The sequence below is a fragment of the uncultured Faecalicoccus sp. genome, from assembly GCF_944327125.1.
Lineage (GTDB): Bacteria > Bacillota_I > Bacilli_A > Erysipelotrichales > Erysipelotrichaceae > Faecalicoccus.
The window spans coordinates 17,906-33,776 of record NZ_CALVGO010000013.1 but is presented as its reverse complement, the minus strand read 5'-3'; the positions used below and the strand labels follow the sequence as shown (position 1 = coordinate 33,776).

General features: G+C 40.1%; 15 protein-coding genes. 1 reads left to right on the top strand and 14 read right to left on the bottom strand.

What is annotated here, in order from left to right; translation table 11 throughout:
* The 7 genes from Q0K03_RS03025 to Q0K03_RS02995 all read right to left on the bottom strand — a co-directional run.
* A partial coding sequence (locus Q0K03_RS03025) for an alpha-amylase family glycosyl hydrolase (protein ID WP_297237577.1) occupies positions 1-1,199 on the bottom strand: 1,199 nt, incomplete at its 3' end.
* 5 nt (positions 1,200-1,204) lie between these two features.
* Positions 1,205-1,774, bottom strand: coding sequence for a TetR family transcriptional regulator (locus Q0K03_RS03020; protein WP_297237575.1), 570 nt, complete (start codon positions 1,772-1,774; stop codon positions 1,205-1,207).
* A 191-nt stretch (positions 1,775-1,965) separates the two neighbouring features.
* On the bottom strand, positions 1,966-2,454 hold the full coding sequence (ybaK, locus tag Q0K03_RS03015) for a Cys-tRNA(Pro) deacylase (RefSeq protein ID WP_297237573.1): 489 nt from the start codon (positions 2,452-2,454) through the stop codon (positions 1,966-1,968).
* Positions 2,451-3,008 (bottom strand): NAD(P)H-dependent oxidoreductase, encoded by a 558-nt coding sequence (locus tag Q0K03_RS03010; protein WP_297237570.1) that lies wholly within the window; start codon positions 3,006-3,008, stop codon positions 2,451-2,453. The genes ybaK and Q0K03_RS03010 overlap by 4 nt, the downstream gene beginning before the upstream one ends.
* Positions 3,001-3,603, bottom strand: coding sequence for a sugar O-acetyltransferase (locus tag Q0K03_RS03005; RefSeq protein ID WP_297237568.1), 603 nt, complete (start codon positions 3,601-3,603; stop codon positions 3,001-3,003). Before Q0K03_RS03005 ends, Q0K03_RS03010 begins: the two co-directional genes overlap by 8 nt.
* A 45-nt stretch (positions 3,604-3,648) precedes the next feature.
* Positions 3,649-6,276, bottom strand: coding sequence for a pyruvate, phosphate dikinase (gene ppdK, locus Q0K03_RS03000; RefSeq protein WP_297237566.1), 2,628 nt, complete (start codon positions 6,274-6,276; stop codon positions 3,649-3,651).
* A 146-nt stretch (positions 6,277-6,422) separates the two neighbouring features.
* Positions 6,423-6,878, bottom strand: coding sequence for a Spx/MgsR family RNA polymerase-binding regulatory protein (locus Q0K03_RS02995; RefSeq protein ID WP_297237564.1), 456 nt, complete (start codon positions 6,876-6,878; stop codon positions 6,423-6,425).
* Between the two features lie 104 nt (positions 6,879-6,982).
* Between Q0K03_RS02995 and trpS the strand changes: the two genes are divergently transcribed.
* Entirely contained in the window at positions 6,983-7,972 is a 990-nt protein-coding gene (gene trpS, locus Q0K03_RS02990; RefSeq protein ID WP_297237563.1) for a tryptophan--tRNA ligase, read from the top strand.
* A 47-nt stretch (positions 7,973-8,019) separates the two neighbouring features.
* Here trpS and Q0K03_RS02985 read toward each other — a convergent pair whose 3' ends face one another.
* The 7 genes from Q0K03_RS02985 to ligA all read right to left on the bottom strand — a co-directional run bounded on the left by Q0K03_RS02985 (position 8,020) and on the right by ligA (position 15,846).
* Positions 8,020-8,601: a hypothetical protein gene (locus Q0K03_RS02985; RefSeq protein WP_297237561.1), complete on the bottom strand. Its 582-nt coding sequence runs from the start codon at positions 8,599-8,601 to the stop codon at positions 8,020-8,022.
* Positions 8,602-8,692: 91 nt separating this feature from the next.
* Entirely contained in the window at positions 8,693-9,775 is a 1,083-nt protein-coding gene (locus Q0K03_RS02980; protein WP_297237559.1) for a hypothetical protein, read from the bottom strand.
* On the bottom strand, positions 9,772-11,172 hold the full coding sequence (gene gatB / locus Q0K03_RS02975) for an Asp-tRNA(Asn)/Glu-tRNA(Gln) amidotransferase subunit GatB (RefSeq protein ID WP_297237557.1): 1,401 nt from the start codon (positions 11,170-11,172) through the stop codon (positions 9,772-9,774). Before gatB ends, Q0K03_RS02980 begins: the two co-directional genes overlap by 4 nt.
* Positions 11,169-12,503 carry an amidase family protein gene (locus Q0K03_RS02970; protein ID WP_297237555.1) on the bottom strand — a complete coding sequence of 445 codons (1,335 nt, stop codon included), beginning with the start codon at positions 12,501-12,503 and terminating at the stop codon, positions 11,169-11,171. The genes gatB and Q0K03_RS02970 overlap by 4 nt, the downstream gene beginning before the upstream one ends.
* Entirely contained in the window at positions 12,504-12,788 is a 285-nt protein-coding gene (locus Q0K03_RS02965) for a hypothetical protein (protein ID WP_297237553.1), read from the bottom strand. It lies immediately after the preceding gene.
* Positions 12,789-12,794: 6 nt separating this feature from the next.
* On the bottom strand, positions 12,795-13,865 hold the full coding sequence (locus tag Q0K03_RS02960) for a CamS family sex pheromone protein (RefSeq protein ID WP_297237552.1): 1,071 nt from the start codon (positions 13,863-13,865) through the stop codon (positions 12,795-12,797).
* Positions 13,846-15,846 (bottom strand): NAD-dependent DNA ligase LigA, encoded by a 2,001-nt coding sequence (gene ligA, locus Q0K03_RS02955; protein ID WP_297237579.1) that lies wholly within the window; start codon positions 15,844-15,846, stop codon positions 13,846-13,848. The genes Q0K03_RS02960 and ligA overlap by 20 nt, the downstream gene beginning before the upstream one ends.
* Positions 15,847-15,871 lie beyond the last annotated feature (25 nt).

Below are 15,871 nucleotides of genomic sequence, written 5' to 3'. Positions count from 1 at the left end.
ACAGAAACTTCCACGTTTTGATCCGATAAATTGATGGCGATCCAAAGTGTTTCTTCCGGACTCTTCATAGCATATACGCAATATGTGTTCGTTAAAAAAATCTGTTCATAATCACATCCCCATAAGCTTGGATGTGTGTGTTTGATGTGAATCAGTTTAGAAATAAATTTTGTCAGCGCGTTTCTTTCTAAACGCTCAATCGATGGTCTCAAAGAGGTATCGTTCCAATTTTTCTCTCCTTTGATTCCCCACTCACTGCCATAGTAAAGGCAAGGGATTCCCGGCATCGTGAATAACATCGTATAAATCAACGGCAAATGTTCTTCATGATTCAAAATGGAAGCTATACGAGTTACATCGTGATTATCGAGGAAACACAAAAGCTGTTTGCCGGTATAGAGACACCAGGGTTCCTTTCCAAACTGGCGATGATAAGAATGCAGGATCTCAAACAAATTAGCACTGTTAAAACTCGAATAGAGGCCTTTGTAACATTCATAATTGGTACAACTGTCCAGCATTTCCTCATTGACCCACTGGTTATAGTCGCCATGTAAAGTTTCCCCTAATAAAAAGAATTCGGAATCAATATTCTTACAGTGAGAATGTAAAGCTTTTAAAAAGCCATGATCCAGACAATAAGCCACATCCAAACGCAGACCGTCGATATCAAACGATTGTTTCCAAAAATCGACAACATTTAGAAGATAATTTACAACTTCCCTATTCTGAAGGTTTAATTTCACAAGATTGTTATTGCCTTCCCAATTTTGATAGCTTAGATTGTCATTATAATTGTTGTTGTCCCAAAAATTAATATAAAACCAATCTTTATATTGTGAATTTTCGCGATTTTTCAAAACATCCTGAAACGCAAAAAAACCACGCCCTACATGATTGAAAACCGCATCCAGGACAACACGAATCCCATTGGCATGAAGCATATCAGAAACTTTTACAAAATCTTCGTTGGTTCCCAGTCTGGAATCCAAACGGTAATAATCAATGGTGTCGTATCCATGACTGTGACTTTCAAAAAGCGGATTAAACAACACACAGTCAATTCCTAATTCTTTTAAATCCGTGATCCAGTTTTCGATCTTCAAGATTCGATGTTCCAGATTTCCATCATTTTCAAAAGGACATCCAAAAGCACCTAATGGATAGATTTGATAAAAGACACTGTTTTTTGTCCACATACATTTCATCCTTTCTTTAAAAGAGTCTGTAAGTATGCAATCGCCTGAGTCTTCGTAAATTTCATTTCTTTTAAAAAGCTGTATTCCAGAACCAAAAGCATCGTTGCACAGTAATATTCAGCCAACAAACCTTCCGGAAGAAAACGATCGCTGGAAAAATGAATTGTATTCATGATATCTAAAATCTGTGAACCCATATACTGTTTAAAACAAAGATAAAGCTCTCCTTCTAATGGATTGTGAGATAAAATCCGGAAAAGGCGATCTTTTTTTTCATCAAAAAAATCATAAATTCTTCCAAATATTTCATAGACGCGGTTTTCACTATTCATCTCAACAAAATCTTGAGGATAGATTTTATCTTTTATGATCGTCCAACAATATTCCAACAAATCATATTTATCTTCAAAATAATTATAAAAAGTGGCTCGGGGATAATTGGCGAGCTGACAGATTTCAGAAACCATGATCGTTTCAAAGCTTTTTGTTTCTAATAACGAAAACATGGTGTCAGAAAATGTTTTTAGGGTCCGAATGGCGAATCGACTCGGTTTCTTTTCAAGATTATATCGCATACTTTATCCTTCTCGTGTTTAAACATTTACACGTGTCTAAATTCTTTGATATTATATCATCTTTTTTATGACTCCTCAACTATAGAGGGAATAATAGATATAGAACCGATCTTGCGTAAGAAAACCGATTTAAACTCTTCTACATCTTATAGAATCCGATATATTTGCGAGAGAAAAAATACGCCAAGATTTTAATGATCCTTGATCAAAGAGCTTGGCTGTATCAAGAAATGTGATATCAACACGTTCGGATCCATCCGGATCTGAAGACCAATTTTTCCGGCACTAAAAAAAATATGGTGTTGACTTAAACAATCTTCCTCAATGAAGGTACGATAGCTCTTCTTCATCCCAAGGGGTGAGCATCCGCCTCGAATATAACCTGTCAAAGCGTTGATTTCTTTGACATGGATCATGGAAACACTTTTAACACCTGCTGCCCTGGCACATTTTTTTAAATCCAGTTCCTTATCAACCGGGATCATAAAAACCAGGATCTCCTTGGTATTCGCTCTTGTGACCAACGTCTTATAGACAGTATTTACATCTTCCTTTAATAAAGAAGCGACCTGGACTCCATCTACTGCTTCTTTTTCCCGATGAGGATATTCTATAACAGTATATTCAACTTGATGTTGGTCCAACAGGCGCATGGCATTGGTTTTTCCTATCTTTTTCATACTTGATTCTCCTTGAATTTTTCATCAATTTGATGTTCTGTCCGGCATAGAATGGATTCGGTATTTGTATCGATCAAATCCAGTCGATCGGCAATGATCAATTCCACATCTTCAATCCCAAAAAACATAGAAAATACAGCTTTCACATAATCATAGCTAAATCGAGGATCATAAGTTCCACCAGCAGTGGCAACATAATAGGCCTTCTTTGCCCGACATAACGATTGACATCGTCCCTGTTCATCATAATAAAAAGTAACCCCTTGGAGACAGCACATCTCGATCCATATCTTTAAAAGCGAAGGAAACGACAGATCGTAATAAGGAGCAGCAATCACAACTGTATCGGCCTGAGATAGTAAAACGGCATAGCGTGTTTCATAGCTTGACCGATCTCTTTTTTCCAGTTCTGTAAGATTCAAAGGCTGAAGGTCTTCCTTCTGCAGCTCAATTTGAATATGATCTCCTTTTAAATGTTTTAATAAACGATGAGCCAGACACAACGTTCTTGAGTCTTTGGAAACACAAGAGTTTATAAATAGCACTTTATTCATGATTTGATTCCTTATACATCCTTTCCCAATATATTATATCCTCATCCTCAATTTTTCGTATGACTTTACAAGGATTGCCCGCCGCAAACACGCCGGGAGGAATACTTTTCGTTACGACACTTCCCGATCCAATGACACTTCCTTTTCCTATTGTAACGCCGGCATTGACGACGACATTCCCAGCGATCCAAACAGAATCTTCAATAGTAATTGGTTTGGCCAATTCCACATCTTTATTTCGAATGGGTGCCCACAAAGGATGGATCGGTGTGTAGAGGCTCACATGAGGTCCCATAAATACATCATTTCCAATTGAGACCGTCGCTTCATCCAAGATCGTGATACCCGTATTTCCTTGAAAATGACGTCCAATAGAAATATTGATTCCATGATCGCAATAAAAAGGCGGAACCAACGCCAGATCCGAATACGATTGTTTAAAAAAACTTCGTAAATGTTCCAAAGGCTTTGGATCTTTCCAATATTCACTTTCATTAAAATCTTTGAGGGCTTTCCGAATTTTCAACCATGTATTGTCTTCCAGAGAAAAAGGATGATATAAAAGCCCTTGTTTCATTTTATCGATTTCTTTCATTGTAACACCTATAAAAGAAGGAGATGGCAAGCATCTCCTTATCGTTTATTTTTGTTTGATGGCAGCCTGTGCAGCCGCTAAACGAGCGATCGGCACACGGTATGGTGAACAAGATACATAGTTCAATCCAAGTTTGTTTACAAATTCAATACTGGATGGATCTCCACCGTGTTCTCCACAAACGCCCAATTTAATATCCGGATTGGTTTTTCTTCCCAATTCAGCAGCCATAGAAATCAATTTTCCAACACCGTTTTGATCCAAACGGGCAAATGGATCATTTTCATAGATCTTGGCATCATAGTATTCCGGTAAGAATTTTCCTGCGTCATCACGAGAGAAACCAAAGGTCAACTGCGTTAAGTCATTGGTACCAAAGGAGAAGAATTCAGCTTCTTCCGCAATCTCATCGGCCAGTAAAGCCGCACGTGGCACTTCGATCATTGTACCAACATGATACTTCATATCAACACCGGCTTCAGCGATGATCTTATCGGCCGTTTCCGTTACCATCTTCTTTACATATTTGAGCTCTTTTAAGTCTCCAATCAGTGGAAGCATGATTTCAGGCTCAATATTCCATCCTGGATGCGCGTTATTTACATTGATGGCCGCTTTGATCACAGCCGCAGTCTGCATATGGGCAATTCCTGGATTGGAAACGTCCAGACGGGAACCACGGTGTCCCATCATAGGGTTGACCTCATGAAGAGAAGAGATCACCTGATCCAATTCTTCTACCGGCATATTCATCTCTTTTGCCAATTCTTTGATATCTTCTGGATCTGTTGGAACGAATTCATGCAAAGGTGGATCCAAATAACGAATGGTCACCGGACGTCCTTCCATGACTTCATAAATTCCTTCAAAGTCTTTCTGCTGCATAGGTTCTAATTTATCCAAAGCCGCTTTCATCTGATCCTCGTTTTTCGCAACGATCATTTCACGGATTGCTTTGATTTTATCGCCTTCAAAGAACATATGTTCTGTACGTACCAAACCAATTCCTTCGGCCCCGAATTTCACCGCCTGTGCTGCATCACGAGGTGTATCGGCATTTGTACGAATTTTTAATTTGCGAGCTTTATCGGCCCAAGACATGAAACGCTCAAAGTTTCCACTGATTTCAGCAGGTACGGTTTTCAAAGCTTCCCCATAGACATTACCAGTAGAACCATCGATAGAAATCCAGTCACCGCGGTGATAATCTTTGCCACCTACAGTGAAGTAACCATCTTCTTCGTGCATTTCGATATCTCCGGCACCGCTGACACAGCAAGCCCCCATTCCACGGGCTACAACGGCAGCGTGACTTGTCATACCGCCTCGAACCGTAAGAATACCTTCAGAAACAGCCATACCTTCAATATCTTCCGGACTTGTTTCCAAACGTACTAAAATAACTTTCTTTCCATTTTCCACTTCTTCTTTGGCTTCATCGGCAGTAAATACGATTTGACCCGATCCAGCGCCTGGACTGGCCGGTAAGGCAGAAGTGATTGGTGTAGCCTTTTTCAAAGCATCCGGATCAAACATTGGATGCAACAAAGAATCCAACTGTTGCGGTTCTACCATCATCAAGGCTTCTTCTTCATTAATCAGGCCCTCATCCACCATATCGCAGGCAATCTTCAAGGCCGCCTGAGCGGTACGTTTACCATTTCTTGTCTGCAGCATGAAGAGTTTTCCACCTTCAATGGTAAACTCCATATCCTGCATGTTCTTATAGTGATGTTCAAGTTTTGAACAGATTTCAACAAACTGATCATAAGCTGTCGGACTGACTTCTTTTAACTGATCGATTTTCTGCGGAGTACGGACACCAGCTACAACGTCTTCCCCTTGAGCGTTCATTAAGAATTCACCGAACAGTTTGTTTTCTCCTGTTGCCGGACTACGCGTAAAGGCAACACCGGTACCACAGTCTTCACCCATGTTTCCAAAGACCATCATCTGTACATTGACAGCTGTTCCCCATGAACTAGGGATATCGTTCATACGGCGATAATAGATCGCACGTTCATTATTCCAAGATTTAAATACAGCTTCAATGGCTTCCATCATCTGGGTTTTCGGATCCGTTGGGAAGTTTTCATGAAGTTCAGATAAGTAGAATTCCTTAAAGCGTTCTACCAGGGTCATCATATCTTCCGCTGTTAATTCCAAATCGTCTTTGATGCCTCTTTCGGCCTTAAGCTCATCAATGATCTCTTCAAATCGTTTTTTGCTCAATCCTTTTACAACATCCGCAAACATTTGAATAAAGCGACGGTATGAATCGTAGGCGAAACGCGGATTATTTGATTTATCAGAAATTGTCTTTGCTACAGTATCGTTGATTCCCAAATTCAGGATCGTGTCCATCATACCCGGCATACTGGCACGGGCACCGGAACGTACAGATACCAGCAATGGGTTTTGAACGTCTCCGAATTTCTTTCCTGTTTCTTTTTCTAATTTGTCCAGGTATTCCATGATCTGAGCCTGGATCTCCTCATTGATTTTTTCTCCATCTTCGTAGTATTTGTTACAAGCTTCGGTAGTGATCGTAAATCCGTTTGGAACCGGCATGCCCAACTTACTCATTTCCGCTAAGTTAGCACCTTTTCCTCCCAAAAGCTCACGCATATTTGCGTCCCCTTCTTGAAATAGATATACGTACTTCGTTGTCATTCAAGTCCTCCTATCTACGTATTTGTAAACGTTTTCAACGTTTTCATTATAGCACAATCTGTCATAAACGAAACTAGAAATTAGAAAAGCTGTTTTTAACGAAGATGATCCTTGATCATAAAAAAAATAAAACAGGTTGCCCTGTTTTACTGACAAGAGGATGTAAGTGTCTTTTCCTCCAAGCGCACACTTCCGCAAATATCGTAGTTTGGACAGCTCGGATTGCATGAATCTTCCACGACCGGTCTTAATTCTGCCGGCATCATCACAGTGATCTCGTCATCATCATAACCGACCACAAGACTTTTCTTTGATAACATGATGGGGCGTTTCAAGATCGAAGGATTTTTCTGGATCAATGTTACAAGCTCCTTCATAGAAAGATCATTGATATCCTTTTTTAACGATTGAAAAGCTTTGGAGCGAACCGAAATGATATCTTCCGTACCGTTTTCACAACGGGACAAAATATATTTGATCTCGTTTTCATCAAGAATCGTAGTAAATATATTCTTTTCTTTAAATTCAATCTGATTGTCTTTTAACCATTGTTTCGCCTTACGGCAGCTGGCACAGCCTGGGGATGTATAGATTATGACCATAGTAATCCCTCCTTTACTTCTTTTTTATTATAACACCGGGCTTATAAAATATCATTGGAATTCCTCTATATTTGATGTAAAATAAACAAGCGGAGGAAAAATCTATGGATAGAATGTTAAGTGGAATCAAACCGACAGGAAGACTCACTTTGGGAAACTATATTGGAGCCATCAGTCAGTTTGTAAAATTCCAGGATCAATATGAATTATATATCTTTATTGCCAATCAGCATGCGATCACGGTTCCTATTGAAGCTAAGGAACTCAGACAAAACACAAAAGATTTGATTGCCCTTTATCTGGCAAGTGGCCTTGACCCGAAAAAAGTGACCTTATTTCTTCAAAGCGATGTCAGTGCTCATGCCAAACTGGGATGGATCATGACATGTATGAGCTACATGGGCGAACTTCAGCGAATGACACAATACAAAGACAAAACAGCCAAGGGAGAAACGGGAATCACGGCTGGATTGTTTACTTATCCATGTCTGATGGCAGCGGATATCTTATTGTACGATGCGAAATATGTACCAGTCGGAATTGACCAGAAACAACATGTGGAATTGGCAAGAAATCTGGCGGAACGTTTTAATCATCGTTACAGCGACACCTTTATCGTTCCGGAACCTGTGATGACAACAGTGGGTCAAAAAATCTATTCTCTACAGGACCCAACCAAAAAGATGTCAAAATCCGAAACAAATCCAAAAGGCACGATTGACTTACTGGACGATCCAAATCTAGCCCGAAAGAAAATTATGTCGGCTGTTACTGACTCTTTAGGTGTGATCCAATATGACCCGGAAAATCAGCCGGGGCTGGCCAATCTGCTAACGATTCAATCGGTTCTGGCCAAGGAACCTATCGAAGCAATCGTATCGCGTTACCAGGGAAAAGGATATGGCGAATTAAAAAAAGAGATCGGGCAAACCGTTTATGATTTTTTGAGCGATCTTCAAGCCAAATACAGAGACATCCAGGATAAAAAAATCGTGGACCAGGTTCTTTTGGAGGGTGCAAAAAAGGCAAGCTTGATAGCCGATAAAAAAATCGCAAAAGTATATCGTAAAGTTGGCTTTACAATCACAAAATAGGCGCTAAGCGCCTTTTTTGTTGCAGAAAAAAAAGAGCCGTTTGGCTCTTATCGAACTAATTGATTGACAAGCTCCTGATCTTTTGGCTGTGTCATATTTTGCGTACTCACTTCCCCAGCTCCGGTTTTATAAACCTTATAGTAGATTTGACCATCTGTATGCGTATCATCCAAAAGGAAGTTATACACATCGATTTCTAAATCATACATTTTACTATCTTCCGTATTGGTGAAATACGTATCGGCAGGAAGGATCCCGGTAACTTGTTTATACGCTTCCTGGGCTATGGAATTGCATGTATCCGCATTGGCACCATCATCAATGTCAACCGAGATTCTTAAAGTGGCACTTTTCAAATTCACTTCTACGTTTTGCACACTTCCGATAGAAGATACTGCATTCTGTACCTGAGAGATCTGATCTTTAGAAATCGATGGATTTAAATCGGATGAATGGAATCGATTCCCCACAACCGGTTCATTCTGTCCTCCCATACTTGTCAAGATCACATATCCAATGATCACAAAAGGAATCAATATAATAACCAGCGTAAACCAGACCAATTTATGTCCCTGCTTAGGCGCTGTTCTCTTTTTTCTTCGATTTTTATTTTTTACATTTTTGCCCATAAATCTGGCCTCCTGTTTCTTATTATACCATAGAATCAAAATTTGTATATTTTGTTAAGATCTTCGATATGAAATCGAAAAGAAAGCTCATTTATTTACTAGACATCGTGACTCCATCAAGAATGCCTTGATCTGTAAAAACAAGCCGCATGGAGCCGTTTTCAGAATCATAAAGCCATTCTGTTTCTTTGGTTTCTTTTGGTTCTCCATAAGTTTTTAAGATTTCTTTGTCGTGTGACCATCCCAGCACGATATCCGAAGGCAATACGTAATAAAACCCTGAATCAACGTTGTTCAAGACAATCTTTACCACCGAAGCCTTGGCAATTTCCTGTGTTTCTTTTGTCGTATTTTTAACGGTTAAGGCAACTTGTCTTCCATCGCGATTTGTCAGCAAAAGATCCTGCGACTTTCCAGCTTCCAGGTTTTCGTGCTGTTTGGATTCATAAGACGTTTCATCAACTACCCAACCATTGTCTAGAAAGTTTGATAAAGGTTCGTTCAATGCATATACTTTCTTATTGATCTGAACCTGCAAACGCTGCCAGTCATCGGACATCTCCGTCGGATACACCATATTTTTTATATTCTTCTGTGAAAGGTGATCATCAACCTGCACCGACATCACGATTTGATTATATGGAAGAACTTTCAAAGTCGAAAACGCTTCTTTATTTTCCCATTTTTCTGTCAGCGCATTATATGTCGAAGTATTAAGATGGTAAGTTTTTGGATTTCCATCCTGGTCGATACCCGAGATGTTGTGATTGTTATCTTTTTTATCCCACTCCACGTTCTTTAAAAGAATCGTTTGCGGTGCAGTGATTTTCGGCAGATCCAGCCAAAAGTTTTTCAATACAAAAACGCCTACGATGATGGCAGGAACAAGACAAACAATTCGCGTCAAAACACGAAGGAATTTCTTTTCATTCTTATGCCGATGTAAGATCCAGCTTGCGACAAGCATCAAAACCACAAATACAGTAAACACAATCAAAAGACGGATATAATTGGCATTGATCAAGCCCAGGATTCCCTCCGTAAAAGCTCCCTGATTTTGTGGATTCATATAAAAGAAGTAAAAGCCAAAACCGGCGATTCCATAGATCATCAATAAAAGAATCACAATAATGATCCATTTTAAAACACTGTTCTTTGAATTTGCTTTTTTCATACTGCTTCCTCCAGTCTTTTCAATAGGATATCATGAACAATCTTTGGATCCGATCGTCCTTTTGAACATTTCATGACCTGTCCAACCAGGTATCCTAAAGCACGATCCCGACCATTTTTATAATCGGCGACACTTTTTTGATTTTCTTTTAAAACCTGATCAATCAAAAGATTCAATGAAAGATCGTCCATTTTTGCACTTTCCAACTTCTCAATCAATGCATCAATGGATCGATGTTCCAAATAAGGAATGATGCATGTTCGAACATCTTGTCTGGAAAGCTTACTATCCATCTTACAGATCAGATCACCTAAAACTTTTGGATCCTGATCCAATATTTCTCTATGATTTTCTTTCATCCAGGAACGTATATCTCCCATCAGAAAGGAAAAGACATCCAAATATCGATCCGTATATTTTATAACCTTTAAAAAGAAATCCGTCAATTCCTTTTGCGAAACGAGCTGTTCAGCTTGTTGAAAGCTTAAGCCATACTGGTCATTCAACATCAAAATCAATTCATCAGGAAGCATTGGCCGATTTTCCCGTATGGAACGAATCCAGCTTTCATCCAGGTGGATCACCGGAATATTCGGTTCTGGTAAATATCGGTAATCTCTTGCCGTTTCTTTTTTCCGTAGTAAAACGGTTGTTTTTGATGTTTCATCATAACGTCTTGTCTGCTCAGAAATCTCTATTCCCTGATCAAGAAGCTCACTTTGCCTTTTTATTTCATGATCAAGAGCTCTTTTCATATTTGAAATCGAGTTGATATTTTTGATTTCTACTTTGGATCCTAGCGAATCCGGATTTTTTGTCACCGAAACATTCACATCACAGCGAATGTTCCCGTTTTCCATCTTTCCCTCTGTCACCTGTAGATAAATTAGATCCAGCACTAAAGATCGAACATATTCACACGCGATGTCTGGTCGATTGATGGAAGCATCCGTTACGATTTCTACCAGAGGATACCCGCAGCGGTTAAAATCAATATACGTTTGATCCTGCTTGTGGATCATTTTTGCCGTATCTTCTTCCAAATGAACTTTTTGGATGTGGATTTTATTTCCATGAACAAGATAATGGCCGTTTTTACCCAAAGGATGATTCTGTTGCGTAATTTGATATCCTTTAGGAAGATCGGCATACGTATAGTTTTTGCGGTCAAAGCGTAAGTTTTTGTCAATTTCGCAATGAAGAAGATCACAGATAAGGAGACCATATTCTACTGCTTTTTTATTCACGGTCGGTAATGTCCCGGGAAATCCAAAATCCAAAAGATCAACACAAGAATTAGGTTCTTTTATTGTCTTTGCCGGTGCGTGACTGAACATTTTTGACTGAGTAGAGAGCTCACAATGCATTTCTAGCCCAATATGTACATAGTGATTCATGATAAATTCTCCTTATCATCTATTATTTTTTCGATCTGATAAGCAATCTCAATCATTTTTTCATCCTGAAACGCTCCGGCAAAAAGATGAAGACCGTAAGGGCACCCTATCTTTGATCCAAAAGGAAGACTGAGAGCCGGAAATCCAGATAAATTGGCAAGTTTTAAATACGATGGGTCGATAAACTCTTCTTCAATTTTAGGGGCAATATCCGTAGTGGTTAGGCACGCAAGAAATTCCAAATCATCAAAAAGCTTTTGAAATTCATCCACAAGAAGCCGGCGAATCTTTTGCGCTTTTTGATAGATTCGATGCTGGTTTTCCTCATAGAGACTGTAAGCCCCCAATAATAAACGACGTTTGACGGGAAAGGAAAACCCTTCCGTTCGTGATTGCGTGATGGCCTCCTTATAGTTCAATCCGCTTTTCTGTAAGCCAAAACGAATACCATCCAAATGTGCAAAATTGCTGCAGGCTTCGCTATTAGAAATCACCTGATACACAGGTAAAACCAAATCCATGAGCTCTTGGGGATACCTTACTTCCTGAATAATGGCTCCCTGCCGGCGTAAGTCGTTCATCAAATCGTAAAATTTTTTCTTAAGCTCAGGATCTGTAACCTGATCCAGGGCATTCTTCAAAATGCCAATCTTCTTTCCCTGAATAGATTGAGAAAAATTGATAGACCCCAAAGAATGGTCGATACTGGTCATATCGTTAGGATCATATCCTTGTAAGAGCTCAAACGCTCTCCATGCATCTTCAATACAAGTTGTCATAAAACCAACGGTATCCATTGAACTGGCATAGGAGATCACCCCATAACGGGAGATACGGCCATAGGTAGGTTTGAAGCCCACTACCCCATTATAGCTGGCAGGAACACGGATACTGTCTCCTGTATCGGTTGCCAAAGCCAGGGGCACACAATCGGTTGCCACTAACACAGCACTTCCACTGGAGCTGCCTCCGGAAATTCTTTGAACATCATAAGGATTGAATGTGGGTCCGCAGCATGAGTTTTGTCCTGTAGCTCCCATTCCCAGCTCATCCATATTTGTCTTACATAAAATTTGAGCCCCTTTTTCCTTTAGCTTTTTCACAACTGTTGCATCATACAGAGGAATATACCCATTTAAAATCTTTGAACCGGCCATGCAAGGCGTGCCTTTCACGGAGATATTGTCTTTTACCGCGACATAAACATCGCTCCAGTCCTTCTTTATATTGTTTTTCTCATGAACAAAAGACACAATCGCATTGGTCCTGGATTGTGTCTTATGGCATTGTTCCATAATTGTTTGGATGTCTCGTTTTTCAAATAAGCGCATTTATTTCACCACTTTAGAAACCACTACAAAATTATCTTTTTTAGACTTTGTATTTTTTAAAAGATCCGTTGAAGCAACCGGTTTTATGGGAATATCTTCGCGTAAGTTTTTCCAGTTTCCCTCAAAACAAGTAACCATGGGTTCCACATCTTTCGTATCCATTGTTGAAAACTGACGGGAGATCCGTTCTAATGCATCAAGATCTGCTTCAATCTGTTTTCTTTCATGGATATCCATTTCAAAATGAAGATCCTCTAAGATCTTATCTATGATTTGACGATTCATAATCTTTTAAAGAGTCACAACCTGCGTAGCCGTCTGGTTTGGATCACGAGATATAATGGCATACGTGCCTGTATCCGTAACGATCTGTACTTTATACTGACACGAATCTTCGGTAAAAACAGACAATTCGTCATTGGCTTTTTGGGTAACCGCACTAATTTCACTCAATGTCTTCCCATGACATGTGATGGTGATTTGAAATTCTGTAACTTCATCATCTTCCATCCGGGCATTGGCTACAACATAAGAATAATCCGCTAATACAGGATCAATGGCCTTTTGATATTCTGTGAACTGCTCAGAAAATTCACTTGCCTGTTTACTGAAAACCGTGCTGGGAACATCCATCCAGCGCATGTTCAAATTTGAAAAATCGCCTTGCGTTCCTTCAAAATACCCTTGGTACATGTACGTACCCAATGTATCGCCTTCATGGTCTAAAGAAAAACAAGCGATATAGATAGGAACCTGTGAAGTGATTTCATTAAAGCGTTCCCGCATATAACTGACAAGATGGCTGGAGGTCACTTCCAAATAATTTTTTAACCGTTCCTGGGTAATTTCCACCGTGTTTCCATCTTTGTCTTCCAACGCATCATTAACGACCATACCGATTGAAATGCCTTGAAGGTCATCATCGCTATACCAGTCCAATTCATAAAGATCCACCAGAATGATGGCCCCCGTGACCGTTCCGTTTCCTGTATCGAAGCCCTCATCAGAGCTTGGATTTAAACCGTTGGGGTTGTCATCCCGGCTGGTCCCTAACAACCCCCGAGATCCATCAGTGGCATCCAGTTCATCATAATCCAAAAAAGTTTGCGTTTTATAGGCAACGGATGAACATGGAAAATGAGTCTTAGAAAGTTCCATCAACCCGTCTTCAATAAAAAATCGCGACTGCATATCACTCATCAAAGAGGCATGTTTGATTCTTGAATCGCTCGATTCATAAGGTTGGATCGCTGCGTATTCCTGAGTTCCGACAGGATTGGATTGATTGGTATTGTTCATCGTTGAACAGCCAAACAAAGTCAGAGACAGAACAAGAATAAAACTAATCTTTTTCAAACGCATTGGCTACCTCCTGTATAAATTCTTCTTCACTCATCAAGGAAACACCCAGATTCCGTGCCTTTTCAAGCTTGGAACCGGCAGCCGTCCCATAGATCACAAAATCCGTCTTTTTCGAAACCGAACCAGCCACATTCGCTCCTAAAGATTCTAGGACCGCTTTGGCATCATTACGGGTATATTGTTCCAATGTTCCTGTAAGAACCACGGTTTTACCGGTAAAACAAGATTGTTTCTTTTGCGTCTTTTCCTGCAACATATTTAGTCCCTGCTCTTTTAGAACTGAAATCAGATGCATATTCTTTTCTTCTTTGAAGAATGCCAGAATACTTTCTGCGGTAATCGAACCTACATCACGGATGCTTGTTAACTCATCATAAGTTGCCGCCATCAAGGCATCCATCGAGCCAAAATGCTGAGCAAGGATCATTGCCGCTTTTTTACCTACCTGCCGAATTCCTAATCCATATAACAACAAACCTAAAGGCTGTTTCTTACTTTCTTCGATCGTATTCAACATATGATCTACGGACTTGGTCTGATATCCCTTCTTGAGAAGCAGTTCTTCGCGATGATTTTTTAAAAAGTAAATATCTTCAATGGAATTTAGGAAACCAAACTCATGAAGCTGTTCAATCTTTTTATCTCCCAGCGAATCGATATCCATCGCATCTCGAGACGCAAAATGGATCATACTTTCAACGACCCTGGCTGGACAATCCTGATTGATACAGTAATGCGCGCTTTCTCCTTCCAGACGTACAAGCCTCGAACCGCATACAGGACAATGTTCAGGAAAAACATAAGGTTTTTGAAAACCGTCTCTTCTTTCAGGAAGACTCGACACAACCTCAGGAATGATTTCTCCTGCTTTTCGAACCACAACGATATCGCCGATACGAAGATCTTTTGAAACGATCATATCCTCATTATGAAGCTGAGCTGCACTGACTGTGGTGCCGGCTACACGAACTGGTTCCAAAACCGCATTGGGGGTGATTTTCCCTGTTCTTCCTACCGTGATCACAATATCTTTTAAGCGGGTCTGTACTTCCTGAGCCGGAAATTTGTAAGCTGTCGCATAACGAGGGGCTTTGGCTGTAGAGCCTAATGTCTGCTGAGCAGCCAAATCATTCAATTTGATCACCATACCGTCGATTTCATACGATAATTCATCTCTTTGATTGGCAATCGACTGTATAAAGTCCCAGATTTCTGCAGTATTGTGACAAACTTTTCTTAATTGATTCACACGGAAATGGAGCTTTTCCATAGCTTCCAAAGCTTCCTCCTGGGTTTTGATATCAAAATCCCCCGCGTTCTGAAAATAATACCAGTAAGCATCCAGCTTACGGCTGGCACAAACAGACGAGTCGAGTTGACGAATCGATCCAGCGGCGGCATTCCGCGGATTGGCAAAAAGCGGTTTTCCCTTTTCTTCCTGGATCCGATTCAGTTCTTCAAAGCTCTGTTTGGGCATATATACCTCGCCTCGAACTTCCACATGACGCATTTCATCAATATACATCGGAATTGTGGGAATGGTTCTTACATTATTCGAGACATCTTCGCCGACAAAACCATCGCCACGCGTTACCGCCCGAACAAAACGTCCCTGATCGTATTCCAATGACATCGCCAAACCATCGTACTTGCATTCCACGACGAATTCAGGATGCGGTACGCTTTCCTGAATACGGTTAACAAATTCCTGTATTTCTTCATAGTTGAACACATTGCCTAACGACAGCATCTGTTGCGTGTGCTCCACCTTTTCAAAGCCTTCCAGAACCGCCCCGATGATTCTCTGGCTTGGAGAGTTGGGATCGTACATCTTTGGATGTTTTTCTTCCAGAGTCATAAGTTCCTGCATCAGACGATCATATTCCTGATCGCTGACCGTCGGTTTATCGTATACATAATATTCAATTGAATATTTTTCCAATAGTTTTCTAAGTTCGATTATTCTATTTTCTTCCGTCATCATAATCACCACTAAATATTATACC

What these genes read in the sequence shown, in the direction of transcription:
- Q0K03_RS03020 (WP_297237575.1), bottom strand. Translation starts at nt 1,774, where the DNA reads ATGCGATATAATCTTGAAAAGAAACCGAGTCGATTCGCCATTCGGACC.
- ybaK (WP_297237573.1), bottom strand. Translation starts at nt 2,454, where the DNA reads ATGAAAAAGATAGGAAAAACCAATGCCATGCGCCTGTTGGACCAACAT.
- Q0K03_RS03010 (WP_297237570.1), bottom strand. Translation starts at nt 3,008, where the DNA reads ATGAATAAAGTGCTATTTATAAACTCTTGTGTTTCCAAAGACTCAAGA.
- Q0K03_RS03005 (WP_297237568.1), bottom strand. Translation starts at nt 3,603, where the DNA reads ATGAAAGAAATCGATAAAATGAAACAAGGGCTTTTATATCATCCTTTT.
- ppdK (WP_297237566.1), bottom strand. Translation starts at nt 6,276, where the DNA reads ATGACAACGAAGTACGTATATCTATTTCAAGAAGGGGACGCAAATATG.
- Q0K03_RS02995 (WP_297237564.1), bottom strand. Translation starts at nt 6,878, where the DNA reads ATGGTCATAATCTATACATCCCCAGGCTGTGCCAGCTGCCGTAAGGCG.
- trpS (WP_297237563.1), top strand. Translation starts at nt 6,983, where the DNA reads ATGGATAGAATGTTAAGTGGAATCAAACCGACAGGAAGACTCACTTTG.
- Q0K03_RS02985 (WP_297237561.1), bottom strand. Translation starts at nt 8,601, where the DNA reads ATGGGCAAAAATGTAAAAAATAAAAATCGAAGAAAAAAGAGAACAGCG.
- Q0K03_RS02980 (WP_297237559.1), bottom strand. Translation starts at nt 9,775, where the DNA reads ATGAAAAAAGCAAATTCAAAGAACAGTGTTTTAAAATGGATCATTATT.
- gatB (WP_297237557.1), bottom strand. Translation starts at nt 11,172, where the DNA reads ATGAATCACTATGTACATATTGGGCTAGAAATGCATTGTGAGCTCTCT.
- Q0K03_RS02970 (WP_297237555.1), bottom strand. Translation starts at nt 12,503, where the DNA reads ATGCGCTTATTTGAAAAACGAGACATCCAAACAATTATGGAACAATGC.
- Q0K03_RS02965 (WP_297237553.1), bottom strand. Translation starts at nt 12,788, where the DNA reads ATGAATCGTCAAATCATAGATAAGATCTTAGAGGATCTTCATTTTGAA.
- Q0K03_RS02960 (WP_297237552.1), bottom strand. Translation starts at nt 13,865, where the DNA reads ATGCGTTTGAAAAAGATTAGTTTTATTCTTGTTCTGTCTCTGACTTTG.
- ligA (WP_297237579.1), bottom strand. Translation starts at nt 15,846, where the DNA reads ATGACGGAAGAAAATAGAATAATCGAACTTAGAAAACTATTGGAAAAA.